The sequence below is a fragment of the Streptomyces sp. NPDC030245 genome (assembly GCF_055572995.1).
Window position 1 is genome coordinate 566,360 of record NZ_JBVICF010000005.1, and the last position, 24,220, is coordinate 590,579.

25 protein-coding genes are annotated in these 24,220 nt (G+C 73.0%); 6 read left to right on the top strand and 19 right to left on the bottom strand.

Features of this window, described 5'->3' with window-relative positions:
- Positions 1–3: 3 nt before the first annotated feature.
- From ACZ4Z4_RS17160 to ACZ4Z4_RS17175, 4 genes are all read right to left on the bottom strand, one after another.
- Positions 4–897 (bottom strand): hypothetical protein, encoded by an 894-nt coding sequence (locus tag ACZ4Z4_RS17160; protein WP_468327572.1) that lies wholly within the window; start codon positions 895–897, stop codon positions 4–6.
- Positions 894–2,156 carry a glycosyltransferase family 4 protein gene (locus tag ACZ4Z4_RS17165; RefSeq protein ID WP_468327574.1) on the bottom strand — a complete coding sequence of 421 codons (1,263 nt, stop codon included), beginning with the start codon at positions 2,154–2,156 and terminating at the stop codon, positions 894–896. Before ACZ4Z4_RS17165 ends, ACZ4Z4_RS17160 begins: the two co-directional genes overlap by 4 nt.
- Before the next feature lie 163 nt (positions 2,157–2,319).
- A complete protein-coding gene (locus ACZ4Z4_RS17170) occupies positions 2,320–3,609 on the bottom strand; it encodes an ABC transporter substrate-binding protein (RefSeq protein ID WP_468327576.1) in 1,290 nt (429 codons plus the stop codon).
- Positions 3,584–4,156 (bottom strand): MTB12 C-terminal domain-containing protein, encoded by a 573-nt coding sequence (locus tag ACZ4Z4_RS17175; protein ID WP_468327577.1) that lies wholly within the window; start codon positions 4,154–4,156, stop codon positions 3,584–3,586. The genes ACZ4Z4_RS17170 and ACZ4Z4_RS17175 overlap by 26 nt, the downstream gene beginning before the upstream one ends.
- A gap of 148 nt (positions 4,157–4,304) precedes the next feature.
- Here ACZ4Z4_RS17175 and ACZ4Z4_RS17180 point away from each other — a divergent pair, with 148 nt between their 5' ends.
- Genes ACZ4Z4_RS17180 through ACZ4Z4_RS17190 form a run of 3 tightly spaced genes read left to right on the top strand, consistent with a single transcriptional unit; the run spans position 4,305 to position 8,464 of the window.
- Positions 4,305–4,850 (top strand): hypothetical protein, encoded by a 546-nt coding sequence (locus ACZ4Z4_RS17180; protein ID WP_468327579.1) that lies wholly within the window; start codon positions 4,305–4,307, stop codon positions 4,848–4,850.
- Positions 4,851–4,854: 4 nt separating this feature from the next.
- Positions 4,855–7,779, top strand: coding sequence for an ABC transporter permease subunit (locus tag ACZ4Z4_RS17185; RefSeq protein WP_468327581.1), 2,925 nt, complete (start codon positions 4,855–4,857; stop codon positions 7,777–7,779).
- Position 7,780: 1 nt separating this feature from the next.
- Positions 7,781–8,464 (top strand): ATP-binding cassette domain-containing protein, encoded by a 684-nt coding sequence (locus tag ACZ4Z4_RS17190; RefSeq protein WP_468327583.1) that lies wholly within the window; start codon positions 7,781–7,783, stop codon positions 8,462–8,464.
- Here the strand turns inward: ACZ4Z4_RS17190 and ACZ4Z4_RS17195 are convergent.
- Positions 8,430–9,032 carry a transglycosylase family protein gene (locus tag ACZ4Z4_RS17195; protein WP_468327585.1) on the bottom strand — a complete coding sequence of 201 codons (603 nt, stop codon included), beginning with the start codon at positions 9,030–9,032 and terminating at the stop codon, positions 8,430–8,432. The two genes, ACZ4Z4_RS17190 and ACZ4Z4_RS17195, sit on opposite strands and share 35 nt — an antisense overlap.
- Positions 9,033–9,116: 84 nt before the next feature.
- A complete protein-coding gene (locus ACZ4Z4_RS17200) occupies positions 9,117–9,734 on the bottom strand; it encodes a LysM peptidoglycan-binding domain-containing protein (protein WP_468327587.1) in 618 nt (205 codons plus the stop codon).
- Positions 9,735–10,261: 527 nt separating this feature from the next.
- Here ACZ4Z4_RS17200 and ACZ4Z4_RS17205 point away from each other — a divergent pair.
- On the top strand, positions 10,262–11,068 hold the full coding sequence (locus ACZ4Z4_RS17205; protein ID WP_468327589.1) for a hypothetical protein: 807 nt from the start codon (positions 10,262–10,264) through the stop codon (positions 11,066–11,068).
- Positions 11,069–11,245: 177 nt separating this feature from the next.
- On the top strand, positions 11,246–11,551 hold the full coding sequence (locus ACZ4Z4_RS17210; protein WP_468327591.1) for a hypothetical protein: 306 nt from the start codon (positions 11,246–11,248) through the stop codon (positions 11,549–11,551).
- A gap of 78 nt (positions 11,552–11,629) precedes the next feature.
- On the opposite strand, the gene der is transcribed toward ACZ4Z4_RS17210, so the two are convergent.
- From der to aroH, 5 genes are all read right to left on the bottom strand, one after another.
- Positions 11,630–13,108, bottom strand: a complete 1,479-nt coding sequence (gene der, locus ACZ4Z4_RS17215) for a ribosome biogenesis GTPase Der (protein ID WP_468327593.1) — start codon at positions 13,106–13,108, stop codon at positions 11,630–11,632.
- Positions 13,109–13,189: 81 nt separating this feature from the next.
- Positions 13,190–13,777: a lysophospholipid acyltransferase family protein gene (locus ACZ4Z4_RS17220; protein ID WP_468327704.1), complete on the bottom strand. Its 588-nt coding sequence runs from the start codon at positions 13,775–13,777 to the stop codon at positions 13,190–13,192.
- 56 nt (positions 13,778–13,833) lie between these two features.
- Positions 13,834–14,529: a (d)CMP kinase gene (gene cmk / locus ACZ4Z4_RS17225; RefSeq protein ID WP_468327595.1), complete on the bottom strand. Its 696-nt coding sequence runs from the start codon at positions 14,527–14,529 to the stop codon at positions 13,834–13,836.
- Between the two features lie 187 nt (positions 14,530–14,716).
- Entirely contained in the window at positions 14,717–15,802 is a 1,086-nt protein-coding gene (locus tag ACZ4Z4_RS17230) for a prephenate dehydrogenase (protein ID WP_468327597.1), read from the bottom strand.
- Positions 15,799–16,167, bottom strand: a complete 369-nt coding sequence (aroH, locus tag ACZ4Z4_RS17235; protein ID WP_468327599.1) for a chorismate mutase — start codon at positions 16,165–16,167, stop codon at positions 15,799–15,801. The genes ACZ4Z4_RS17230 and aroH overlap by 4 nt, the downstream gene beginning before the upstream one ends.
- A 109-nt stretch (positions 16,168–16,276) precedes the next feature.
- On the opposite strand from aroH, the gene ACZ4Z4_RS17240 reads away from it, so the two are divergent.
- Positions 16,277–17,020, top strand: a complete 744-nt coding sequence (locus ACZ4Z4_RS17240; protein ID WP_468327601.1) for a nucleotidyltransferase domain-containing protein — start codon at positions 16,277–16,279, stop codon at positions 17,018–17,020.
- Here ACZ4Z4_RS17240 and ACZ4Z4_RS17245 read toward each other — a convergent pair.
- From ACZ4Z4_RS17245 to ACZ4Z4_RS17280, 8 genes are all read right to left on the bottom strand, one after another.
- On the bottom strand, positions 16,946–17,710 hold the full coding sequence (locus ACZ4Z4_RS17245) for a nucleotidyltransferase domain-containing protein (protein ID WP_468327603.1): 765 nt from the start codon (positions 17,708–17,710) through the stop codon (positions 16,946–16,948). The genes ACZ4Z4_RS17240 and ACZ4Z4_RS17245 overlap by 75 nt on opposite strands.
- Positions 17,711–17,713: 3 nt before the next feature.
- Positions 17,714–18,715, bottom strand: coding sequence for an ADP-ribosylglycohydrolase family protein (locus tag ACZ4Z4_RS17250; protein WP_468327605.1), 1,002 nt, complete (start codon positions 18,713–18,715; stop codon positions 17,714–17,716).
- Complete coding sequence (locus ACZ4Z4_RS17255) at positions 18,712–19,437, bottom strand: NUDIX hydrolase (protein WP_468327607.1); 726 nt, start codon at positions 19,435–19,437, stop codon at positions 18,712–18,714. Before ACZ4Z4_RS17255 ends, ACZ4Z4_RS17250 begins: the two co-directional genes overlap by 4 nt.
- 71 nt (positions 19,438–19,508) lie before the next feature.
- Positions 19,509–20,636 carry a pseudouridine synthase gene (locus ACZ4Z4_RS17260; protein ID WP_468327608.1) on the bottom strand — a complete coding sequence of 376 codons (1,128 nt, stop codon included), beginning with the start codon at positions 20,634–20,636 and terminating at the stop codon, positions 19,509–19,511.
- 12 nt (positions 20,637–20,648) lie between these two features.
- Positions 20,649–21,296: an SMC-Scp complex subunit ScpB gene (gene scpB / locus ACZ4Z4_RS17265; RefSeq protein ID WP_468327610.1), complete on the bottom strand. Its 648-nt coding sequence runs from the start codon at positions 21,294–21,296 to the stop codon at positions 20,649–20,651.
- A complete protein-coding gene (locus ACZ4Z4_RS17270; RefSeq protein ID WP_468327612.1) occupies positions 21,293–22,279 on the bottom strand; it encodes a segregation and condensation protein A in 987 nt (328 codons plus the stop codon). Before ACZ4Z4_RS17270 ends, scpB begins: the two co-directional genes overlap by 4 nt.
- A gap of 19 nt (positions 22,280–22,298) precedes the next feature.
- Positions 22,299–22,904, bottom strand: a complete 606-nt coding sequence (locus ACZ4Z4_RS17275; RefSeq protein WP_468327614.1) for a hypothetical protein — start codon at positions 22,902–22,904, stop codon at positions 22,299–22,301.
- Complete coding sequence (locus ACZ4Z4_RS17280; RefSeq protein WP_468327616.1) at positions 22,889–24,061, bottom strand: ParA family protein; 1,173 nt, start codon at positions 24,059–24,061, stop codon at positions 22,889–22,891. Before ACZ4Z4_RS17280 ends, ACZ4Z4_RS17275 begins: the two co-directional genes overlap by 16 nt.
- Positions 24,062–24,220: the final 159 nt, after the last annotated feature.

Below are 24,220 nucleotides of genomic sequence, written 5' to 3' on the forward strand. Positions count from 1 at the left end.
GCGTCAGCCGTCCTCGCCGGCCGCCTCCTCGCCGCGCGTCTCGCGGACGCGCACGGACAGGTCGTTGTCGAGGGTGTAGTACGGGCCCGTCTCCAGCGTGCCGTGCCGCTCCGTCGCGCACGGCACGACCGGGTAGGTGAAGATCGTCTTCTTGTCCGGGACGTCGTCCAGGATGCGGGCCAGGCGCACCCGCGGGCCGCTCCCGCCGGCCGGGAGCAGCCACAGGTCCCAGGGCCCCGCGCCGTGTGCGGCGAGGGGGCCGTACGGCAGCGTGAAGGTGAACTCCGGTCCGTCCGCGGTGACTTCGGCGCGGTGGACGGCGTCCGGCTCGGCGCGCCGGACGGCCTCGACGTACGCGGCGGGGGTGAGCCCGGTGCCGTACACCCGGCCGTGCGCGGTCATGGTGGTGCCGGTGATCTCGATCTCGCCGGCCTCGGCGTGCGGCGCGCGCAGCCAGCTGCGCACGGAGAGGTTGCCCTGCTTGGTGGCGTAGGGGATGCGTACCGCGACGTGGCCTCGGCTGCCGCTGGGCGCGCGGTCGACCAGGGAGCGCAGGTCGTTGACGCCCGGCATGAGGCGGCGCGGCTCGCCGCCCGCGACCTGCGCGTACGCGTTCCAGCGGCCCTCGGCGAGCTCGACGCTGCTGGGCAGCGCGGCCCGCAGCCTGCCGTCGGCCGACGGGGAGAGCGGCAGCCGCACGCAGTCCTCGGGGGATGCGGCGTCGCGGCGGCGCAGCAGCAGGTGGGCGGCGTCCGCCGTGCCGGGTTCGCCGGGGTCCGTGACGTCGAAGGTGAGCCCCCCGGCGGAGTCGGCGATGCAGTCGGCGCGGGGCGCCCCCGCGGCCTCGTGGTCGTCCCCGGCGTGCGACGCCGACTGCGAGGTGGCCAAGGCCGTCATGCGGTCGATCCCTTCGTCTGTATGCGGCCGAGATCACGCACGGCGTACGCGCCCCCGAGCAGCGCGCCTCGCGTGCGGTGCAGGGAGCCGCGCATCCGGCCCCCCATCGAGCTCCCGCGGGCGAGCATCCCGGAGAACATCGCGTCGTAGCGCTCGGCTATGCGTTCGGGGTCGAAGCGCTCGGAGTCCTGGAGCGCCGCGCCCGCCATCCGCTGCCGGAGCGAGTCGTTGTTGATCAGTTCGAGCAGGCCGCCCGCTATGGCGTCGGCGTTGCCCGTCTCGACGAGCCGCCCGTCGACACCGTTGTCGATGATCTCGCCGGGTCCGTGCGGGCAGTCGGTGGCGACCACGGGGAGTCCGCAGCGCATCGCCTCGACGATCGTCATGCCGAAGGACTCCAGGCTGGAGGTGACGGCGGCGATGGAGCCCTTGGCCCACTCGGGCTCGATCGGGTGGGCGGGGCCCATGAGGAAGACGTGGTTGTAGAGGCCGAGTTCGTCGATCAGGGCGCGCAGCTTCTCCTTCTGCTTGCCGCCGCCGTAGATCCGCAGCCGCCAGTCGGGGCGCTCGCGCCGCACCTTGTCGAAGGCTCTGATCAGCAGGTCGTACCGCTTGACGGGGGCGAGGCGTCCGGCCGCGACGACCCACTTGTGGGAGCCGTCGGCGGGCTCTATGCCGGGTGCGGGCACGGGGTTCGGCACGGCCTGGACGTGCACGCCGGGCAGCCGCATCTTGCGGGTGTAGGCGCGGGCGTCGGCCTCGGTCGTCGTGGTCAGGACGTCGAGGCGCGGGTAGACGCTGCGCAGCTGGCGGCGCAGCTCCTTGCTGTGGCTGTCGAGTGTGAGGTGTTCCTGGCCGACGCGCAGCGGACCGCGCGCGGTCTGACGGGCGATGTGCACGTTGAGGCCGGGCCGGGTGCCGACGACGACGTCCGATTCGAGGGCCGCCAGGTGGGCGGCGATACGCCGGTCGGTCAGAGCGCTGTACTGGTCGTAGCGGCCCTCGGCGGCGGGGAACGTCCGGGCCGGACGCAGGTGCTCCGGATCCTCCCCCTCATAGCCGGGGGCGCCCTTGCGGAGGTCGACGAGGTGGCTCAGTCGGACGCGCTGGTCAGGCGCGAAGACAGGCTCGTCGCGGTGCCGGAAGACGGATACGACCTCGACGTCGTGCTGTTGGGCCAGCGTGTTCGCCAGGTTGTACGTCGTCCGGATCGTTCCTCCGATCCCGTACGCGTTGTGAATCAGGAAAGAAATGTGCATGCGTCCCCGTATTCCGCGCTTCCATGCGGACAGTCCCCCTCGTCCGCCTACCGCAGGGTTAGACGGGGAATCCTGGCCAATGGTTGGGTGACATCACCATCCTGTTTCCGAACAGATGCCTGATCGCAAGCCAAGGATGGGAACTTTTCCGCGATGGCGTGCATCAAGGCTGGTAAGAGAGCTGAGGGACGTCGAAACAGTTCTCGTTCATGTCGCCGCCCTGAGTGACCCAGCCCCGCCCGTCCCGCCAGCGGGCCACCGACACACACGTCCTGCGCGTCGTGGGCGGTTCCCTCCGCCGCTCGAACTCCACGGGCACCAGCAGCCCCCGCGCGGAGTACGGCTCGTCCCTGCGCATGAAACGGTCCACGCACGCGCGCGTGACGTCGGCGCCGCCCGGGCAGGACCGCGCCGCGTCGGTGAACCACATGGCGGCGGCCCACCCCTCCAGCTGCCACTGCGAGAGCGCCTCGCCCCGCATGGCCGCGCGGAACTCGCGTACGGCCGGGTGGCCGGTGTCCTCGTGGTTCCTGCTCGACCCGGTGGCCCACAGGGCGTTGCGGCAGCGGGGCGCGTCCTTGTAGTCGTCGGCGACGGCCGAGGTCCAGTTCTGCACGTTGGTGACCTTGGCGGTGACCCGCGCGCCGACGTCGTCCATCGCCTCGCACAGCCGCGCGTTGCCGTGGGTGTCCATCGCGTCGAAGACGAGGTCGGCGCCTTGCTCCTTCAGATCGGCCGCCGCGGCACGGAAGTTGGGCAGCGCGAAGTCGACCTGTTCGGTGACCACCTTGTACCCCTCGGCCTTCAGGCCCCGGGTGACGAGCCGTGCGTACGCGGCGGACGCGGCCTGGTTGTAGGCGACGACGGCGGCGGTCCGCGCGCCGTGCTCCCGCTTGAAGTAGCGGTAGACCTCCGTCCCGCCGTACAGCTTGCCGTCCCAGCCCGGCTTCCCGTTGCGCGGGGCGAGGCTGCCGTAGATCCCGTACAGATACGGATACGTGTCGTAGGCCGAGCCGATGGGCTGCCCCCCGATGTCGGGCACCCGCGCCCGTGAGACGCGTGCCGCCCCCGCGTAGTCCAGCGAGGACGTGGCGACGAGCGCGACGACGCGCTGCTCCTCGACCAGCTTGCGCACGCAGTCGTTGTTGCCGACGCCGCTGCCGCCGTCGTCGCAGGTGTGCACCTCGACCCTGCGTCCTGCGATGCCGCCGCGCGCGTTCAGCCGGTCGAAATAGGCCTTGGCCCCGTCCCGTGGCCCGGTGAAGGCGGCGCCGCCGACCGGGCTGGTCGCGCTGGTGATGATGCCGACCCTGACCGGCGCTCCCCCGGCCGGGGCGGGCCCGGTGCCGCGCCGCTCGAAGTCGCTCTCCGGCAGCCGGCTCCCGCAGGCCGCGCACGCCACCAGGAGCGCGGCGGCGGACAGTGCCTCAGCAGCCCGGACCGGGCGACGCATTCCCGCTCAGCTTCACCAGGGCGCAGAGGGTCTTGACCGACACCTTCCAGGTGCCGTCCTCGTCGACGGCCGTTCCGGAGGCGTCGGGCAGCGCGGTGGCGCCCTTCAGCGTCAGCGCGTACGTCACGTCGGCCTCGGTGGCGGAGTTGAACTCGACCTCGCCGACCTCGGCCGCGACCTGCTCGCCCCGCTCGTCGCCGCTGAAGCTCCGCAGCACGGCGCGCATCTCGGCGCCGTTCTCCAGGACGGTCTCCTTCTCCTTCAAAGACGTCTTCGGGTCGAAGAACTTCTCCCAGTTCTCCCGGACTTCGTTCTCCGCGGCGGCCGGATCGGCGGGCGCGTCCGCTTCCGCGGGCTCGGTCGTCCGCTCGGCCGTCTTCTCCACGGACGGCTCGGGCGGCGTGCCGCCGTCCCCGCCCCCGCTGTCGTCGCCGCAGGCCACGGCGGCCGGTCCGATCAGCAGGACCGCGGCGGCCGCCAGCGCCGCGCCCCGCGCCCTGCCCCGCCCGGGGTGCGTCCCCCGCCTTGGGCTGCTCCCGAGAACCATCTGGCTCACCACCGGGTGTCGGTCCGGGCCGCGCGGGCCCGGAGCTTTCAGCGTCGGCTTCCAGGAGGCATAGTGCAAGCCATCGGCTGACATGGACAGCCCACTGACGTCACTGACGTGACCGACGATGTGTCCCAGGGGGGTTCCGATGGGGGCGGATCGGACAGTTCGGACGGCCGGGGCGTCCGGCCGGGACCGCTCGCGCGCCGTGCGCCCCGTGCTGTGGGCGGCCTTCGCGGCGCTCGCCGGCGGCGCGGTGCTCTGCGTGATCGGCTGGTACGGCGTCTCCGGAGAGCGGTTCGCCGAGCGGCAGTTGCCCTACCTCGCCTCCTGCACGGTGCCGGGCGCCGCCCTGATCGTCGCGGGCGCGGTGCTGCTCACCCACGGCAGGAGCGCCCTCGCGGCGGCGCGCGTCGAGGAGTTGTACGGACTCCTGGTGGCGGCGGAGCCCCCACCCACCGGGGACCGGCAGCAGGTCCCCGTGGCGACCGATGACGCGCTCCTCACGGTCCCCGGCGGCACGCTCTGGCACCGCGCGGACTGCCCGCTGGCCGCCGGGAAGCCGACGGCCGTCCCCGCCGACGCCACGGTCGTCGCCGCGGGCGCCCTGGCCCCCTGCCCGATCTGCGAACCGGGGCGTCCCCCGGAGCCCGACGACCCGCCGACCGCCCCCGCACCGGCGTCGGAGCACTGACCCGGTGGCGTCCCTGAGCTACGACCTGACACTGGCCGGGCTCTCGGTCGGCAGCGCCGCCGCCCTCACCGGCATCGGCCTGATCGTCACCCACCGCGCCACCGGCGTCCTCAACTTCGCGCACGGCGCGATCGCCATGCTCTGCGCCTACGTCCTGCGCCAGCTGACAGCCGAATGGCACTGGCCGCTCCCCCTGGCCGCCGCGGTCACCCTGCTCGTCGTCGCGCCCGCCATCGGCCTGCTCCTCGACCGCGCGGTCTTCCGCCCCCTCGCGGTCCTGGGCAGCGACCCCGCCCAGACCCTGGTCGCCTCGATCGGCGTCTTCGTCCTGCTCGTCGGCGGAGCGGCCCTCCTCTGGGGTCCCGGCGCCCGCGACGACGCGCCCGAACTCCTCACCGCCGACCCCTGGGCGCAGCTCGGCACGGCCGTCGCCCTCGCCGCCGCCGTGGGCGCGCTGACCCGCTGGACCCGCTTCGGCGGCGAGCTGCGCGCGGTCGTCGACAACCGCCATCTCGCCGTGGTCTCCGGCATCGACGCGGACCGGGTGGCCGCGGCGGGCTGGGCCTTCGGCTCCTGCACGGCCGGCCTCACCGGCGTCCTGCTCGCCCCCCACGTACGCCTGGACCCGTACGGCATGCCACTGCTGGTCATGGAGGTGGTGGCGGTCGCCGTGGCGGCCGGCATGCGCAGCCTGCCCGTCGCCGTGGCGGTCGCCCTCGGCCTGGGCGTGGCGCAGAGCCAGCTGACGCGCCTGCACCCCGGGGACTGGCAGGAACAGCTCCTCCAGACGGCGGGCGCCAACCTCTTCGTGATCGCCCTGCTCGTCGCGGCGCTCGTCCTGCCCGGCATCGGCTCCCGGGACGCCCTCCCCCGCACGGCGACGGCCCGCGTCCCCACGCCCCCGGGCGCCTGGATCGTGGCGGCGGTCCTCTTCCTCATCCCGCTGGGCTTCGCGGGCCGCGACCTCACGACGTCGGTGCAGGTCCCGGCGCTCGCGGTGATCCTCCTCTCGCTCGTGATCGTCACGGGCCGGGGCGGCCAGATCTCCCTGGGCCAGGCGGCGTACGCGGGTCTGGGCGCCCTCTTCACGGCGCTCCTCGCGGCGGGCCGCTTCCCCGGCCTCCCCGAACTCCCGCACCTGCCCGCTCTCGCCGTCGCGGTCCTCCTCGTCGCGCCCCTGGGGCTGCTCACGGGCCGACCCGCGATCAGCAGGCACGGCCTGGCGCTGGCCCTCGCGACCTTCGCGGTCGGCGTGGGCGTGAGCCGCTTCGTCTTCACCCAGCCGTACGCGACGGCGGGCCTGACCCTGGACCGGCCCGCGGGCTTCACGGGCGACCGCGCGTACTACGTCCTCGAACTCGTACTCCTCGCGGGCGCGTCGCTCCTGGTCACCGCGTTGCGCCGGGGCCGCACGGGCCGGGCCCTCGCGGCGATGCGGGACCACGAGGCGGGCGCGGCGGCCGCCGGGGTGCCGGTCCCCGCCCTGAAACTCGCCGCGTTCGTCACGGGGGCGGCGCTCGCCGCGCTCGGCGGCGGGATGCTCGCCATGGGCCACCGGGCGTTCGACGCGGGCGCGTACGACCCCGTGCGCGGACTCCTCTGGTTCGCCGCGGTCGTGGTCCTCGGCTCGGACAGCGTCCTCGGCGCCCTGGGCGCGGCAGCGCTCCTCGTCGGCCTGGACGCGGGAACGCAAGGCGGTATGGCGGCCGCCGTGATCGGCCTCCTGGCCGTCCTGATCGGCCGCTTCCCCGGCGGCCCGTACGAGGCCCTGCACACGGCCACCCGCAGACTCCGCAGCACCCCACGCCTGACTCCGGCGGGCCGGGCGGCCCGCGCGAGGCTGGTGGGCACCGGAAGCACCACCGTCCCGCAGCCGCCGAACCCACGGGAGGGGACGTGGGGGTTTCTGCGAGCGCAGCACCGAGCCAACGCTGCCGGAGCCGAACCAAGGGGGCCGGGCCGCAGGGATGGCGAGCACGCAGACACCCCCGCGGCCCCGCACCCCACCCGGACGCCACGCGAGGCGGTCCACGCGAGCCGCACTCACCCACACACGATCACGAACGAGAAGAAGGCCACCCCCACAGCCCCGCACTCCACCCGGACGCCACGCACGGACGATCACGCGAGCCGCACACCCGCACGTACCGGCGCGCCCGAGAAGACGGCCGCCCCAGAATCCCCGCAACCGCCGAACCGGCGCCGGCCGACCCGTGGCCCCACCCGGACGGCACCCGCACCCACCCGCCCGAACCACCCCCTGACCGCCCACCACCTCACCCTCACCTACGACGGCTTCAAGGCGCTCGACGACGTGAGCCTCACCGTCCCGCCCGGCCGCATCACCGCGATAGTGGGCCCCAACGGCGCGGGCAAGAGCACCCTCTTCCACTGCCTGGCCGGCACCCTCCGCCCCACCTCCGGACGCGTCACCCTGGGCCCCCGCGACATCACCGCGCTCCCCGCCCACGCCCGCACCCGCACCGGCCTGGCCCGCACCTTCCAGCAACCGGCGGTCTTCCCGTCGCTGACGGTCGCCGAGAACATCCAGGTGGGCGCGGACCGAACTCCCGGTCGGCACACCCGGGCCACCGCCGACGCCCTCCGCCTCCTGGCCCTCACGCCCCTCGGCAGCCACCCCGCCGCCGACCTCTCCACCGGCGCCCTCAGACGCACGGAACTCGCCAGGGCCCTCGCGGGCAATCCCCACACCCTCCTCCTCGACGAGCCGGCCGCGGGCCTGGACGCGGCCGAAGTGACGGCGCTGGCCACCCTGTTGCGCGCCCTCGCGGCCGACGGCACGGCGCTCCTGGTCGTCGAGCACGACCTCGACCTCGTGGCGGGCCTCGCCGACACCGTGCACGTGATGGCGGCGGGCCGCATCGTGACCACGGGCCCCGCGGGCCAGGCACTGGAAGAGGTCCGCTGACATGCGAGCAGGCATCGAACTGCGCGAGGCCCGCGTCCGCTACGGCCCGCTGGAGGCCCTGCACGGCGTGACCCTGGCCGCCCCCGCCACCGCCGTCACCGTGCTCCTGGGCCGCAACGGTGCCGGCCGCACCACGGTCCTGCGCGCCCTGGCGGGCACGGTCGCCCTCTCCTCGGGCGCGGTGCTCCACGACGGCCGCGACATCACACGCCGGCCCGCCCACGAACGTGCGGCGCACGGCGTGTGCTTCGTACCGGACCGCCGGGCGGTGTTCGCCTCCCTCACCGTCGCGGAGAACCTGCGCCTGGCGTACCCGGCGGGCGACTTCACCCGCCCGCTGGACGCCTACCCCGAGCTGCGCCCGCTGCTGCACCGCCGCGCGGGCACCCTCTCGGGAGGCGAACAGCGCATGCTGGCCCTGACGCGGGCGCTGCTCCCGACCGTGCGGGTCGTCCTCGCGGACGAGCCGACACAGGGCATGTCGCCCGCCGTCACGGCCCGGACCCACGCCCTCCTGGCCGGTCTGGACGCGTGTGTGGTCCTGGCCGAGCAGCGCCTGCCGCCCGCCTTGCGCGAGGGCGCGAGCCGGACGGCGGTGGTGCACGAACTGCGCCGCGGCGAGGTCGTGTTCAGCGGGGAGGCGGGAGAGGTCAGTTCCGTCCCGACGCGGCGCGCCCCGGAATGACGAGGAGGGTGCCCACGCCGATCCGGTCGGGGCTGCTCCCGACCTTGTCGCGGTTGGCCCTGTAGAGGGCCTGCCACCCTCCCTTCACCCCGTACCGGCCCGCGATCGAGCTCAGCGTCTCGCCCGTCTTCACCGTGTGGGCGTCACTGTCGAGCCGCTGGAGGCGCAGTTTCCTGGAGCAGGCGGGCCAGGCGCCCCAGCCCTGCGTGCGCAGGACTTTCTCGGCGACCTTGATCTGCTCCTCCTTGGTGGCGAGATCGGCGCGCGGCGCGTACTTGAGCCCGCCGTGGGCCTCCCAGGTGGGCTGCCAGAACTGGAGCCCACCGTAGAAGCCGTTTCCCGTATTGGCGTGCCATCGGCCGTTGCTCTCGCACTCGGCGAGGCACTCCCACGGTCCATCGGTGACGGAACAGTCGTCCGCCCTGGAAGCGGCGGAGGCGGCCCCCGGCTTCGACGGCGGAGCCGCGGACGCGGGGGCCGACGGCAGTGCCGCCGTCGCCAGGACCGCGCCGAGGACCAGGGACACGGACCGGGCACGCTTGGTCAACTTCCGTTGCATCAGGTGCATCGGGTCACGCTAGGCAGCTCCGCGGCGGGCCCTGAGTGTGCCGCGCCCGCCGCGGAGCCGCGCCCACCCGGTCGGACTATCGGATCAGACGCTCAATCGCTGTCCGGGCACGATCACGTCCGGGTCACCGCCGATGACCTGCCGGTTGGCGGCGTAGAGCCGCCGCCAGTCGGTGCCGTACCGGGCCGCGATGCGGCTGAGGGTGTCGCCCTGCCGGACGGTGTAGTCGCCGGCGGCACGGGAGGCCCCGCGGTCGGACCGTCCCGGCGCCTCGCCCGGCCGCTGCTGCACGGCCTTCGGCGCCGGCTTCGCGGCCTTCGGGACCGGCGCGGCGGCGGACGGCGCGCTGCCGTACGCGCCCGCCCTGGCCGCACAGGTGGGCCACGCGCCCCATCCCTGGGCACGCTGGACCTTGGTGGCGACTGCGATCTGCTGCGCCTTCGACGCCTTGTCGGCGGTCGGCGCGTAGGCCCCGCCGCCGAACGCGTGCCACGTACCGGCGGAGAACTGCAATCCGCCGTAGTAGCCGTTGCCCGTGTTGATGTGCCAGTTCCCGCCGCTCTCGCACCGCGCGATGCGGTCCCACACTCCGCTGTCGGCCGCGCCGGCCTGGCCGGTCGCGGCGAGCAGCCCCAGCGGGGCCAGGAGTGCGGCCCCTCCGATCACTGCCGTGGTGCGCGTGCTCTTGGGACGTGCGGACATGTATTTCCCTCTCGGAGGACCCGGGCTCCCCCTGACCGTGCGGGCCCCTCACGCATCCGGCGCTCAGGGCCCGGGCGGCCCCGTCCGGCGGTGTCGTCGCTTCGAGCTGGCTGGTGCGACCGGCGGACGTACCCGAGCGGTGCTCGCTGCACACGGCGGTGGAATGTAGGAGTCCCCTCGCCCGGTATCAACCAAGTCCTTGTCATTCCAGGCCAGTTGAGTGTTACCTGCGGTATCGGCGAGTTTCAGCCACCCACTTCATGAGCTGATATCGGCATTTGTCGACCCCTCACCCTGCCGATCTGTGACTCACCTCACCGCCCCAACTTCCGTGCCCCCACCACCTGTTGGCGCGGAGTGACGGATTCGAGGAGCCGTCTCACCCTCCGCTGCGGATGGTTCGATTCCGTTCGCCTCCACGCGTGACTTGCGCCACTGATCCACCGTTGTCTTCTTACGAGCCGGACACCGTCCGGCTCGGCGCACCTTCCCCATGCACCCCAGAAGACGATCCCGAGGAGCCACCCGTGCCGCGCATGCTCGACCTCAGCGACGACGTACGCGCCGAGATCGGCGACGAAGAAGCCGACCGGCTGCTCGCCGGAGACAACACCCCGGGCAGTTACGACTGCACGTCCTGCCGCACCCCGGGCGACGCCGAACAGGAGCGCACCAGCACCGTCCTGTTCGTCGGCGAGGAGACGGCCGTACTGGCCTTCGCCCACTCCAGCTGCCTGCCCTCCCAGATCGTCACGGTCTCCGAGGAGCAGTTGCAGGGCGCCGTGCGCTCGATCACCGGGGACGACGGCGAAGCGGCGCCCGAGGCGGCGCCCGGGACACCCTCCGAGGCGCCGCCGACCCAGGCCGTCCTCGGCGTGACCAGCGGCCTCGTCCTGATCGAGGGCGAGCTGCGCCCGGCGCTCGTCGTCGAACCGACCGGCCCCATCGCCCGCCCCGGCGCCGCGCCGGGCGGCGGCGACGACTTCCTGCCGCTCCTGATCGAGCAGGGCTTCACGCCGGTGGCCTCGCTCGACTCCCCGCCGCCCGCGCTGCCCGGCTGGTCCGTGCTGCTCGCCATGGGCCAGCTGCACGCCGTCCTACAGCCCGGCACCGGCGGCGGCTCCCCCGTCGCCTGGTGGCAGGCGCACCACCCGCTCCAGGTCACCGAGGACTGGCGGACCGCGGCCAACAAGACGCAGACCGTGCTGCTCTTCGCGGCGCCCGTCGGCTCCATCGGCCGGCAGCCCCGCGAGGACATGCTGCGGGCTGCCCTGGACAAGGCCGCGACCCACGGCCGGCTCGTCGCGGCCACCATGCCGCTCGCCGGAACCTGAGCTTCCGGGAGGCGTCGGAGGGCCGCCCCGGACCCCGAAAGTGCCGGTCACACCCCTGCCGGACCGGCGAAAGCGGCGCGGCCCCCGCATCCGTAGAGCGGTCGTTTCGTTGGCACAGTCGTGCACCCATACGACCCCTCCCGTCACCGGCCCGCGTACCAGAGCCCCATCCCGTCCATGCGCACCGCGCCGGACACCGCGGGCAGCCACTCGGCCACACCCATCTACGACACGCTGTACTCGGAGTACCTCAGGTCCTTCAGGGCCCTGCCGGGCGACCGGTCCGGCGAGGAGGATCTGGGGTTCGTCTCCTTCGGCTCGGGGCAGTACGGCGTCCAGCACCGCACCGACGGACGGCACGAACCGCGCCACAACTCCTACGGCCAGTTCCACATGGCCCGCCACAGCCAGCAGGACCACTACGCCACGGGTCACTACCAGTTTCCCGCGGCGCTGCCGCCGGGGCCGCGCCGCGAGCACTGAGCCGAGCCGCACCCGGACAGCCGAATGCCCGGCCTCCCGCGAGGGGAGGCCGGGCATTCCCGTGCCTCGTCAGTCCTTCTACTTCTTGCGGCCGCGCTTCTCGCGCACCCGCACCGAGATATGGATCGGCGTCCCCTCGAAGCCGAACTCCTCGCGCAGGCGGCGCTCCAGGAAGCGGCGGTAGCCCGCCTCGATGAAGCCGGAGGCGAAGAAGACGAACCGCGGCGGCTTGGTGCCCGCCTGCGTGCCGAAGAGGATGCGGGGCTGCTTGCCGCCGCGGACCGGGTGCGGGTGGGAGGCGACGATCTCGCCGAGGAACGCGTTGAGCCGGCCGGTCGGCACGCGCGTCTCCCAGCCCTCCAGCGCCGTCTCGATCGCCGGGACCAGCTTCTCCATGTGGCGCCCGGTGGCCGCCGAGACGTTCACCCGCGGCGCCCAGGCGACCTGGCCGAGCTCGGTCTCGATCTCCCGCTCCAGGTAGTAGCGGCGCTCCTCGTCGAGGGTGTCCCACTTGTTGTACGCGACGACGATGGCGCGGCCCGCCTCGACGGCCATCGTCACGATGCGCTGGTCCTGGACCGAGATGGTGTCGGAGGCGTCGATGAGGATCACCGCGACCTCCGCCTTCTCCACGGCGGCCGCCGTGCGCAGCGAGGCGTAGTAGTCGGCGCCCTGCTGGAGGTGGACGCGCTTGCGGATGCCCGCCGTGTCGACGAACTTCCAGGTGATGCCGCCGAGTTCGATGAGCTCGTCGACCGGGTCGCGGGTGGTGCCCGCGAGCTCGTTGACGACCACGCGGTCCTCGTTCGCCACCTTGTTGAGCAGGGAGGACTTGCCCACGTTCGGCCGGCCGATGAGCGCGATGCGGCGCGGGCCGCCGATGGCCGTGCCGAAGGTCTGCGCGGGCGCCTCCGGCAGCGCCTCCAGGACGGCGTCCAGCATGTCGCCGGTGCCGCGGCCGTGCAGCGCGGAGACGGGGTGCGGCTCGCCGAGGCCGAGGGCCCACAGGGCGGTGGCGTCGGCCTCGCCGGACGGGCCGTCGACCTTGTTGGCGCAGAGCACGACGGGCTTGCCGGCCTTGCGCAGGAGGCGGACGACCGCCTCGTCGGTGTCGGTGGCGCCGACCGTGGCGTCGACGACGAAGACGACGGCGTCCGCGGCCTCGATCGCGTACTCCGCCTGGGCGGCGACGGACGCGTCGATGCCGAGGACGTCCTGCTCCCAGCCGCCGGTGTCGACGAGCTTGAAACGGCGGCCCGCCCACTCGGCCTCATAGGTGACGCGGTCGCGGGTGACGCCGGGGCGGTCCTCCACGACGGCCTCGCGGCGGCCGATGATGCGGTTCACCAGAGTCGACTTGCCGACATTGGGGCGGCCGATGACGGCGAGGACGGGCAGCGGGCCGTGGCCCGCCTCCTCGATGGCGCCCTCGACGTCCTCGATGTCGAAGCCCTCTTCGGCGGCGAGCTCCATGAACTGTGCGTACTCGGCGTCGCCGAGCGCCCCGTGGTCGTGCTCGGCAAAGCCGTCGCCCTCGGGCTGGATCTGGTCGTTCATGAAGTCCGTACCTCGTCGTTCATCGTGGTGATCGGTGCACCGTCCTGCCTGTCGGGCCGGGGCACTACTGATAAGTCTCGCTCAGCGCCCGGTCAGGCGCCTGGCGTTTTCCAGGTGGGCGGTGAGCCGCTCCTGGATGCGCACGGTCGCCTCGTCCAGCGCCTTGCGCGTGCGCCGCCCGCTTCCGTCACCCGCGTCGAAGGGGTCGCCGAAGACGACGTCGACGCGGCTGCGCAGCGGCGGCAGCTGCTTTATCAACCGTCCGGGGCGCTCGGTGCTTCCCAGCACCGCGACCGGCACGATCGGGGCTCCGGCCCGCACCGCGAAGTACGCGAGGCCGGCCCGCAGCGACGCGAAGTCGCCGTCCCCCCGGGTGCCCTCCGGGAAGATCCCGAGGACGCCGCCCTGCTCCAGGACGCCCAGGGCGCGGGTGATGGCCGTGCGGTCGGCGACCGAGCGGTCCACCTTCAGCTGGCCGATGCCGTGCAGGAAGGAGCCGAGCGGGCCGATGAACGCTTCCTTCTTGATCAGGAAGTGTGTCGGCCGGGGCGCGACGCCCATGACCATCGGGCCGTCGACGTTGTGCGAGTGGTTGACGGCCAGGATGACCGGTCCGCTCACGGGCACGCGCCACGCGCCGAGGACGCGCGGCTTCCAGAGCCCGTACATCAGGCCGACGCCGATCCGGCGGCCGACCTCGGCACCCCGCTCGGAGGGAGCCTCGCTCACTTCGCGGCCCGCTTCTCCCCGACGAGGGTGACGACGCACTCGATGACCTGCTGGAGCGTGAGCTCGGTGGTGTCGACCTCGACGGCGTCGTCGGCCTTGGCCAGCGGGGACGTCTTGCGGCTGGAGTCGGCCGCGTCCCGCTTGATCAGGGCCTCCTGGGTCGCCTTGATGTCGGCGCCCTTCAGCTCGCCGGAGCGGCGGGCGGCGCGCGCCTCGGGGGAGGCGGTGAGGAAGATCTTCAGGTCGGCGTCGGGCAGCACCGTCGTACCGATGTCACGGCCCTCGACGACGATGCCCTTCTCCGCCGACACCGCGATGGAGCGCTGGAGCTCCGTGATGCGGGCGCGCACCTCGGGGACGGCGCTGACCGCGCTGACCTTCGAGGTGACGTCGGTGGTGCGGATCGGGCCCGCGACGTCCGTGCCGTCGACCGTGATGGTCGGGGCGGCCGGGTCGGTGCCGGAGACGATCTCGGGCTTGCCCGCCACGGCGGCGATCGCCGTCGGGTCCGTGAGATCGATGCCGTTGTGGACCATCCACCACGTGATGGCCCGGTACTGGGCGCCCGTGTCCAGGTAGCTGAGACCGAGCTGGGCGGCAACGGCCTTCGAGGTGCTCGACTTGCCCGTGCCGGACGGTCCGTCGATGGCGACGATCACGGCTGCCGGGGCGGCGGTTTCGGCTGTTTCCACGGGGCGGTGGGCACCTTTCGCTGTACGCGGGCCAGGGAAGCGGGACGCGACCGCGCCCCGCACAAGGTTACTGGCTCGCACACCCTGCCCCGACAGCCCCTGCGAAGAACGTGCGACGGCCCTCGCGGAGAACACGGGCGGGCCTTCGCGGAGCACGCCGGGGCGCGGCAGCGCGCGGGTGGGTGGCCTACTGCCTGATCGACCAGCCCCGCTCCCGCAGCGCCGCGCTCAGCACCGGCGCGGACGCCGGCTCGACCATGAGCTGCACCAGACCCGCCTGCCGGCCGGTGGCGTGCTCGATGCGGACGTCCTCGATGTTGACCCCCGCCGAGTCCGCGTCGGCGAAGATCCGGGCCAGCTGGCCCGCCTTGTCGTCGATGAGCACCGCGACGATCTCGTACGCCGCGGGACCCGCCCCGTGCTTGCCGGGCACCCGGGACCGGCCCGCGTTGCCGCGCCGCAGCACGCTCTCGACGTCGGCCGCGCCCTGCGACCGCTCCGCCCCGTCGGCGGACTGCAACGCGCGCAGCGCGGTGACCGTCTCCGCCAGGTCGGACGCGACGTCGGCGAGCAGGTCGGCGACGGGGCCGGGGTTGGCGGCGAGGATGTCGATCCACATCCGCGGGTCGGACGCGGCGATCCGCGTGACGTCGCGGATGCCCTGGCCGCAGAGCCTGACCGCCGTCTCGTCGGCGTTCTCCAGGCGGGCCGCGACCATGCTGGAGACCAGGTGCGGCATGTGCGAGACGAGGGCGACCGCGTGGTCGTGGGCGTCGGCCTCCATGACGACGGGCACGGCACGGCAGAAGGCGACGAGCTCCAGGGCGAGGTTGAGCACCTCGGTGTCGGTGTCCCTGGTCGGGGTCAGCACCCACGGCCGGCCCTCGAAGAGGTCGGCCGTGGCGGCCAGCGGGCCGCTGCGCTCGCGGCCCGACATGGGGTGCGTGCCGATGTACGTGGTCAGGTCGAGGCCGAGGGCCTCCAGCTCGCGGCGCGGGCCGCCCTTCACGCTCGCCACGTCGAGGTAGGCGCGCGCGGTGCCGCGCCGTATGCCGTCGGCCAGCGTGGCGGCGACGTGCGCGGGCGGCACGGCGACGACGCAGAGGTCCACGGGGCCCTCGGGCGGCTCGTCCGTACCGGCGCCGAGGGCGGCCGCGGTGCGGGCCTGCTCCGGGTCGTGGTCGGCGAGGTGGACGGCGACGCCGCGGGAGGCGAGGGCGAGGGCCGCGGACGTGCCGATCAGGCCGGTGCCGATGACGAGGGCGGTTCTCACTGGGCGATGTCCTTGCGGAGTGCGGCCGCGGCGCCGAGGTACACGTGGGTGATCTCGGAGCGGGGGCGGTCGGTGTCGATGTGGGCGAGGACGCGGACGACGCGGGGCATGGCGCCCGCCACGTCCAGTTCCTGGGCGCAGATCAGCGGCACGTCGGAGAGGCCGATGCCGAGGCCGCGGGCGGCGGCCGCCGGGAAGTCGGAGTGCAGGTCGGGCGTGGCCGTGAACCAGATGCTGATCAGGTCGTCCCCCGTCAGCCCGTTCCGCTCCAGGAGGGCGGTGAGCAGCGCGCTGACCTGCTCGCCCATGTGCCCGGCCTCGTCCCTCTCCAGCTGGACGGCACCCCGAACCGCTCGTACCGCCACGTCGCTGCCCCTTCTCGTACCGCGCACGCCATAGATGTGGAGGCAAGCCTATCGGGGCCCGTACGGACCTGGCCGTACGAGCCGTGGAGCAGGCTCGTACGCTCGCCCCATGCACCCTCAGGACCTGGTACGCGACCACACGGTCTACTCCTGTGTGATGGGTTCGCGCGCCTTCGGCCTGGCGACGGACGGCAGCGACACCGACCGCAGGGGCATCTTCCTGGCCCCCACCCCGCTGTTCTGGCGCTTCGAGAAGCCTCCGACGCACGTCGACGGGCCGGCCGAGGAGCAGTTCAGCTGGGAGCTGGAACGCTTCTGCGAGCTCGCCCTGCGCGCCAATCCGAACGTGCTGGAGTGCCTGCACTCGCCGCTCGTGGAGCACGTCACCGACACCGGCCGCGAACTCCTCGCGCTGCGCGACGCGTTCCTCTCCCGGCAGGCCCACGACACCTTCGCCCGGTACGCGCTGGGCCAGCGCAAGAAGCTCGACGCCGACGTCCGCACGCACGGCGCCCCGCGCTGGAAGCACGCCATGCACCTGCTGCGGCTCCTGATGTCCTGCCGCGACCTGCTGCGCACCGGTGAGCTGACGCTCGACGTCGGCGATCAGCGCGAGCCGCTGCTCGCGGTGAAGCGCGGCGAGCTCTCCTGGCCGCAGGTCGAGTCCTGGATGAACCGGCTCGCGGCCGAAGCGGAGGCGGCGGCCGAGCACAGCCCGCTCCCGCCGGAGCCCGACCGCGAACGGATCGCCGACTTCCTGTTCCGCACGCGCCGGACGTCAGCCCTGGAGCCGCACGCGGACGACGAAGTCGTGCAGGGCGTCGTACGCCGTGTGGGCCCCGGGCAGCGCTGACCCCGCCTGCGCCTCGTCGAGGAGGCCGTGCAGCCGCTCCACATCGCCGGCCACGCGCGCGTGGTCCACATCGGCACCGCCGTGCTCGGCCGCGCGCTTGGCGTCGATCAGCTCCGCCAGATACGCGGGAGCGTCCGCCACCTCCGCCAGCAGCGCGGGCAGCTGGGCGACGAGCTGTCCGCTGCGCATCAGGTGGATGCCGGTGAGCAGCACCCGGAAGGTGTAGAGCAGCGGCTTGAGCTCGCCGTTCTTCTCGAAGAGCCGCCACTGGGTCCCGGCGAACCCGCGGTAGTGGTGGGCGTGGTGGCTGGTGAGCACGGCCGGCGCGAGCGCGACGAGCTCCGCGTGCGCGTCGGTGGTGTGCACGACCAGCGGGGAGAGCAGCTGCTCCAGGACGTAGCCGTTGTTCCGCAGCATCAGCCGGACGAACTTGCGCAGGTCGTGCGTGACGAGGTCCAGCTCGACCCCGTCCCGGTGCCACATCCGGGACCGGGTCTCGTCCGGCTCCCTGAGCCCCACCAGGTCGGCCACCGGAAGGAGGTGCACTCCGCGCAGGTCCACGTCCGAGTCCTGGGACGGGAAGCCGTACAGGTGCGCTCCGGAGACCGTCGCGAAGAGCAGCGGGTCGCGCTGCTCGGCGACGACGGAGGTGAGGTCGATGTGCAGGTCGGGGCTCAGGTCCACAGGCATCGGTCAAGCGTCCCAGAGCGCCCCGAGCTCCTGGAGCTCGGCCCCGTGTTCTATTCGGGCCGTCCACTCCGTGGGCCAGGCGTCCGCGCCGAGGTGGGCGCCCGCGAAGGCGCCGGTGAGGCAGGCGATCGAGTCCGAGTCGCCCGATGTGCAGGCCGCCCTGCGCAGGGCGGTGACCGGGTCGTCGACGAACATCAGGAAGCACAGCAGGCCGGTGGCGAGGGCCTCTTCCGCGATCCAGCCCTCACCGGTGGCGAGGCAGGGGTCGGTCTCGGGGGAGGGCGAGCGCAGCGCGTCCCTCAGCCGCGCCAGCACGCCCAGGCACTCGTCCCAGCCGCGCGCGATGAAGGCCTGGGGCGTCGCGTCCCCGCCCCGCGTCCACAGCTCGCCGAGCCAGCGCTCGTGGTACGTCTCGCGGTTCTCGTACGCGTACGACCGCAGCAGTCCGACGAGTCCCGTCGGCTCGGCGCCCTCGGCGAGCAGCCGCACGGCGCGGGCGGTGAGGTCGGAGGCGGCGAGCGCGGTCGGGTGGCCGTGGGTGAGGGCGGACTGGAGCTGGGCGGCGCCCGCCCGCTGCTCGTCACTCAGGCCGGGCGCGAGTCCGAGCGGCGCGACGCGCATGTTGGCGCCGCAGCCCTTGGAGTGCACCTGGCCGGCCTCCTCCCAGGGCTTGCCGGTCTTGAGGAGGTAGCAGGCCTTCAGGCAGGTGTTGCCGGGCGCGCGGTTGTTCTCCGGCGACTGGTACCACGCCACGAACTCCTCGCGCAGCGGCCGCTCCAGCCGCTTCGGACCGAGGAGGCCGCGGTCCATGGCGGTGCGCAACCCGCGGCCGAGCGCGAGCGTCATCTGGGTGTCGTCCGTGATGAACGCGGGTTTCGGCAGCTCCATCCCGCGCCAGGGCCCGCACTTGGCGAGGATCGACGGTACGTCGTTGAACTCCGTGGGGAAGCCGAGTGCGTCCCCGAGGGCGAGGCCCAGGAGGGAGCCGGTGGCGGCGCGCTTCATGAGGGCCGTCCTTCCGGGGCGGGGCGGAGCAGCGGCGGGTGCAGGGCGGTGGCGGTGCCGGCCCGGAAGAGGGCCGCGGGCTTGCCGCGTCCGCCGGTCAGCCGGGCCGCGCCGGGGATCGCCTCGACGAGCCCGGCGGTGCCGACGACCTTGCGCCGGAAGTTGGCGGGGTCGAGCTCGGCGCCCCACACCGCCTCGTAGACCTGGCGCAGCTCGCCGAGCGTGAACTCGGGAGCGCAGAAGGCCGTGGCGAGCCCGGTGTACTCCAGCTTGGCGCCGACCCGGTCGTGGGCGTCGGCGAGGATCCGGTCGTGGTCGAAGGCGAGCGGCCGGTACGTGGCCGGGCTGTACGGCAGCCAGGCGGCGCGGGCCGCGTCACCGCCGCCGCGGACCTCCGGCGGGTCCGGCACCAGCGCGGCGAAGGCGACGGAGACGACCCGCATGCGCGGGTCACGGTCCGGGTCGCTGTAGGTGCGCACCTGTTCCAGGTGCAGCCGCCCGACGTCCGCGATCCCGGTCTCCTCGGCGAGCTCACGCCCCGCCGCCTGCTCGGCCGACTCGTCGGGCAGCACGAATCCGCCGGGCAGCGCCCAGCGCCCCGCGTACGGCTCCTGGCCCCGCTCGACGAGCAGCACGTGCAGCGCGCCGTCCCGGACGGTGAACACCGCCAGGTCGACGGTGACGGCAAAGGGCTCGAAGGCGTACTTGTCGTATCCCTGCATGCACAACCACCCCCCTCTCTTTATGGTCTTGATGACTATAAAGAGAGGGGGGTGGTTCAGGCAAGCGATTCCTACAGGTCGACTTCCTGCATCAGCATGCCGACCTCCGTGTTGGAAAGCCGCCGCAGCCAGCCCGACTTCTGATCGCCCAGGGTGATCGGCCCGAACGCCACCCGCACCAGCTTGTCGACGGGGAAGCCCGCCTCGGCGAGCATGCGCCGCACGATGTGCTTGCGGCCCTCGTGGAGGGTGACCTCGACGAGGTAGTTCTTGCCGGTCTGCTCGACGACGCGGAAGTGGTCCGCGCGGGCGTACCCGTCCTCCAGCTGGATGCCGTCCTTGAGCTGCTTGCCCAGGTCACGCGGGATCGGGCCCACGATGTGCGCGAGGTAGACCTTCTTCACGCCGTACTTGGGGTGGGTCAGGCGGTGCGCCAGCTCGCCGTGGTTGGTGAGCAGGATGACACCCTCGGTCTCGGTGTCGAGCCGCCCCACGTGGAACAGCCGCGTCTCGCGGTTGGTCACGTAGTCCCCCAGGCACTGGCGACCCTCGGTGTCCTCCATGGTGGAGACGACACCGGCGGGCTTGTTCAGCGCGAAGAACTGGTACGACTGCGTGGCCACGGTCAGACCGTCGACCTTGATCTCGTCCTTCTCGGGGTCGACGCGCATGCCCTGCTCCAGGACGATCTCGCCGTTGACCTCGACGCGCGCCTGCTCGACCAGCTCCTCGCAGGCGCGGCGCGAGCCGTACCCGGCACGGGCCAGGACCTTCTGCAACCGCTCGCCCTCCTGCTCGGCACCCGGGAAGGTCTTGGGCAGGCTGGTCTTCGGCTTGCCCGCGTACCGCTCGCGGTTGCGCTCCTCGGCCCGCGCGTCGTACTCACGGGAGGTGGCAGGGGCCCAGCGGCCCCGTCCGCTGCCCTGGCCCTGCTTGGGCCCGCCCTTGGCGCCGCCGCGCGCCGAGGCGCCGCGGCCCGACTTCGGACCGTTGCGCGTGCCGTCGGCACCCACGTCGTAGCGCCGCTCCTCCGGACGCGGCTTCTTCGGACGGCCGGAGCCGCCCTGCTTGTCATCGCGGTTGTTCCCGGCCCCGCGGTGGTTACCGCGGCCACCGCTGCTCCCGCCGCGGCCGCCGCTGTTGCCACCACGGCTCCCGCCGTTGTTTCCGCTGCTGTTCCTGCCGCTGCTGCTTCGCATCAAAAGTTCCGTCTAGTCGGCTGAGTCCTGGGTGTACTCGTACCCCGGCGCATCGGGTGCGTCCGGGTCGAACGACGGAACGCCTTCCTGCGTCTCTCCCTCGATCGCGTCCGCCTCGGGGAGGAAGGGCGCGAGCTCCGGGAGCTCGTCGAGGCCGCGCAGGCCCATCCGCTCCAGGAAGTAGTTCGTCGTCCTGTACAGGATCGCACCTGTTTCGGGTTCCGCGCCCGCCTCCGCCACCAGACCCCTCTGGAGCAGGGTGCGCATCACGCCGTCACAGTTCACGCCGCGCACCGCGGAGACCCTGGAACGGCTGACCGGCTGGCGGTACGCGACGACCGCGAGGGTCTCCAGGGCCGCCTGGGTGAGCCGCGCCTGCTGCCCGTCGAGGACGAAGCCCTCCACCGCGGCGGCGTACTCCGGGCGCGTGTAGAACCGCCACCCGCCCGCGACGAGCCGCAGCTCGAAACCGCGCTTCTGGACGGTGTACTCGTCGGCCAGCTCCCGCAGCGCGTCCGCGACGGCCCGTCTGGGCCGCTGGAGGATCTTCGCGAGGTGCTCCTCGGTGGCCGGCTCGTCGACGACCATCAGAACGGCTTCCAGGGCGGGCCGCAGCTCCAGGTCCGCGACACCGCCCGGCCCCGCGGGGTGCTCGTTCACGCCTTCTCCTCCATCGGTTCGGGGGCCCGGTCGAACTCGTCGGTCACGGCCGGCTCCCCGGCGCCGTCCCCGCCGGTCCACCGCACCATCAGCTCGCCCAGCGGGTCCTCCTGGTCCAGGGCGACGGCCTTCTCGCGGTAGAGCTCCAGGAGGGCGAGGAAGCGGGCCACGACCGTGAGGGTGTCCCCCGCGTCCGCGACGAGCACCTGGAAGCTGGCCTCGCCCCGCTCCCGCAGCCGGGCGACGACGAGCCCGGCCTGTTCCTGCACGGAGACGAGCGGGGCGTGGATGTGCTCCACGTACACCTGTGGCTTCGCGCGGGGCTGCATCGCCTTCACGGCGAGCCTGGCGAATCCTTCCGCCCCGATGCTGATGACGACTTCCGGCAGCAGCTCGGCGTGGTGCGGCTCAAGGCCCACGGTCCGCGGATAACGCCGCGCCTCGTCGTCGAGCCGCCCGCTGAGGATGTCCGCGACCTGTTTGTACGCGCGATATTGCAGCAGCCGCGCGAACAGCAGGTCCCGTGCCTCCAGGAGCGCCAAATCGGCCTCGTCCTCGACCTCGGCGGCGGGCAGCAGCCGCGCCGCCTTGAGGTCGAGCAGGGTGGCGGCGACGACCAGGAACTCGGTCGTCTGGTCCAGGTCCCAGTCGGCCCCCATGGCCCGGATGTGCGCCATGAACTCGTCGGTCACCTTCGACAGGGCGACCTCGGTGACGTCCAGCTTGTGCTTCGAGATCAGCTGGAGCAGCAGATCGAAGGGCCCTTCGAAGTTCGCGAGGCGAACCTTGAACCGCCCGTCGGCAAGTTCGGCGGGTTCCAGGGGTTCGGCGGGTTCCGCGGGCTCGACGGAGTCGGCCGGGGGTTCCGGGGCCGAGGTCGGTTCCTCCACCGCGACCCGCTCCACGGGCGCCGCGCCGGGCCCGCGGCCCAGGGCGCGGCGGCGGGAGGGCGGGGGCGGTACGGATGCACTGTTCGAGGCCATGAGGCCAGAAACGCTACCCCTACCGCCCGCGCAGCCGTCGTACGAGAATGCTCGCGTCCCCGCGGGACTCCAGATCGGCGAGGACGACCGCGACGGCCTCCCGCACGATCCGCCCGCGGTCGACCGCGAGCCCGTGCTCGCCGCGCAGCACGAGCCGCGCGTGTTCGAGGTCCATCAGCTCTTCGGCGGAGACGTACACGGTGATCTTCTCGTCGTGCCGCTCGCGCCCGCTGGGCCGCCGGTTGGCCGCCCGCGCCCGCCGCCGCGCCTGCGCGGTCGAGGAGCCGGACTTGCCGCCGCCCTGGGCGGCCGAACCTTCCTGCGCCGAGGACGCCCCCGACGCCGAGCGCCGTCCGGCGCCCTTGTCGGCGTCGCCCGCGGTACGGCTGCGGGACTCGCCGGAGCCGGACTCCGCGTCGGTGGCCGCGTGTTCGGCGGGGTCACCGCCGTCGCCCTGCGCCGCCGTCTCCTCGGCCGACGCGGCCGTCTCGTCGCTCTCGCCCGCCGGCGCGGGCACCTTCGCCTCGCCGTTCGCCTGGCGGCGCGGGGACGACGACTGGAGCGCCATCCCCCCGGTCGTACGGAACAGTTCGTCGGCCCCGGGCAGACTCACTCGGCGTGACACCGGGCGAGCACCTCCCTGGCGAGCTGGCGATAGGCGGCCGCGCCGACCGAGTTGGAGGCGTACGTCGTGATCGGCTCACCGGCGACCGTGGTCTCCGGGAAGCGGACCGTGCGCCCGATGACCGTGTGGTAGACGTGGTCGTCGAAGGCCTCGACCACGCGCGCGAGCACCTCACGGCTGTGCACCGTGCGGGAGTCGTACATGGTCGCGAGGATGCCGTCGAGCTCCAGGTCGGGGTTGAGCCGCTCCTGGACCTTCTCGATGGTCTCCGTCAGGAGGGCCACCCCGCGCAGCGCGAAGAACTCGCACTCGAGCGGCACTATCACCTTGTGAGCGGCCGTCAGGGCGTTCACGGTGAGCAGGCCGAGCGAGGGCTGGCAGTCGATCACGATGTAGTCGTAGTCCTGCATCAGCGGCTTCAGCGCGCGCTGGAGCGTGGACTCGCGCGCGACCTCGCTCACCAGCTGGACCTCGGCCGCGGACAGGTCGATGTTGCTGGGCAGCAGGTCCATGTTGGGGACCGCCGTCTTCAACAGCACCTCGTCCGCGGCCATGCCGCGCTCCATGAGGAGGTTGTAGACCGTGAGGTCCAGCTCCATCGGGTTGACGCCGAGGCCGACCGAGAGGGCGCCCTGCGGGTCGAAGTCGACGAGCAGGACCCGGCGTCCGTACTCCGCGAGGGCCGCGCCCAGGTTGATGGTCGACGTCGTCTTGCCGACGCCGCCCTTCTGGTTGCACATCGCGATGATCTTGGCGGGCCCGTGGTCCGTCAGCGGGCCCGGGATCGGGAAGTACGGCAGCGGGCGCCCCGTGGGGCCGATGCGCTCGCGGCGCTGGCGGGCCGCGTCGGGCGCGAGCGTGGCCGCGTACTCCGGATCGGGCTCGTACTCGGCGTCGGGGTCGTAGAAGTGCCCCTGGGGCAGTTCCTCGTAGTCGGCGAGGTGGGTGTGGGTGTTATCGCCACTCCGGTCGCCGGCCATGGCGTTCACGTGATGGCCATCCATGCTCTGGGGTGCTGACTGTGTCGGCTTTGGGCTCTGCCGGGCTTCGAAGGTGCGGACAGCGACCGAGCCGACGGCCTCGAGCCCCACGGGACCCTGGTCCCGTGCAGACGTTCCTGGTTGACCACCCCCGGGAGCAAATGTCGACTCATTCACAAGTCGTCTTACCTCCTTGGTGACCAGGAAATTTCTCGATAGGTCAGCGTGGCACCATGCCGACGGTTGGCGACTCTATGGCGTGTCACCGGTCCACAGCAACACAATCCGCCGGACCCGGCCCGATGTGTCGGCAATGGAACACCCTTGTGTCAAGGG

Excerpts from the sequence above, each read along its gene's own strand:
- ACZ4Z4_RS17160 (WP_468327572.1), bottom strand. The coding sequence starts at position 897 with ATGACGGCCTTGGCCACCTCGCAGTCGGCGTCGCACGCCGGGGACGAC.
- ACZ4Z4_RS17165 (WP_468327574.1), bottom strand. The coding sequence starts at position 2,156 with ATGCACATTTCTTTCCTGATTCACAACGCGTACGGGATCGGAGGAACG.
- ACZ4Z4_RS17170 (WP_468327576.1), bottom strand. The coding sequence starts at position 3,609 with ATGCGTCGCCCGGTCCGGGCTGCTGAGGCACTGTCCGCCGCCGCGCTC.
- ACZ4Z4_RS17175 (WP_468327577.1), bottom strand. The coding sequence starts at position 4,156 with ATGGTTCTCGGGAGCAGCCCAAGGCGGGGGACGCACCCCGGGCGGGGC.
- ACZ4Z4_RS17180 (WP_468327579.1), top strand. The coding sequence starts at position 4,305 with ATGGGGGCGGATCGGACAGTTCGGACGGCCGGGGCGTCCGGCCGGGAC.
- ACZ4Z4_RS17190 (WP_468327583.1), top strand. The coding sequence starts at position 7,781 with ATGCGAGCAGGCATCGAACTGCGCGAGGCCCGCGTCCGCTACGGCCCG.
- ACZ4Z4_RS17195 (WP_468327585.1), bottom strand. The coding sequence starts at position 9,032 with ATGCACCTGATGCAACGGAAGTTGACCAAGCGTGCCCGGTCCGTGTCC.
- ACZ4Z4_RS17200 (WP_468327587.1), bottom strand. The coding sequence starts at position 9,734 with ATGTCCGCACGTCCCAAGAGCACGCGCACCACGGCAGTGATCGGAGGG.
- ACZ4Z4_RS17210 (WP_468327591.1), top strand. The coding sequence starts at position 11,246 with ATGCGCACCGCGCCGGACACCGCGGGCAGCCACTCGGCCACACCCATC.
- der (WP_468327593.1), bottom strand. The coding sequence starts at position 13,108 with ATGAACGACCAGATCCAGCCCGAGGGCGACGGCTTTGCCGAGCACGAC.
- ACZ4Z4_RS17220 (WP_468327704.1), bottom strand. The coding sequence starts at position 13,777 with ATGTACGGGCTCTGGAAGCCGCGCGTCCTCGGCGCGTGGCGCGTGCCC.
- ACZ4Z4_RS17240 (WP_468327601.1), top strand. The coding sequence starts at position 16,277 with ATGCACCCTCAGGACCTGGTACGCGACCACACGGTCTACTCCTGTGTG.
- ACZ4Z4_RS17245 (WP_468327603.1), bottom strand. The coding sequence starts at position 17,710 with ATGCCTGTGGACCTGAGCCCCGACCTGCACATCGACCTCACCTCCGTC.
- ACZ4Z4_RS17250 (WP_468327605.1), bottom strand. The coding sequence starts at position 18,715 with ATGAAGCGCGCCGCCACCGGCTCCCTCCTGGGCCTCGCCCTCGGGGAC.
- ACZ4Z4_RS17255 (WP_468327607.1), bottom strand. The coding sequence starts at position 19,437 with ATGCAGGGATACGACAAGTACGCCTTCGAGCCCTTTGCCGTCACCGTC.
- ACZ4Z4_RS17260 (WP_468327608.1), bottom strand. The coding sequence starts at position 20,636 with ATGCGAAGCAGCAGCGGCAGGAACAGCAGCGGAAACAACGGCGGGAGC.
- ACZ4Z4_RS17270 (WP_468327612.1), bottom strand. The coding sequence starts at position 22,279 with ATGGCCTCGAACAGTGCATCCGTACCGCCCCCGCCCTCCCGCCGCCGC.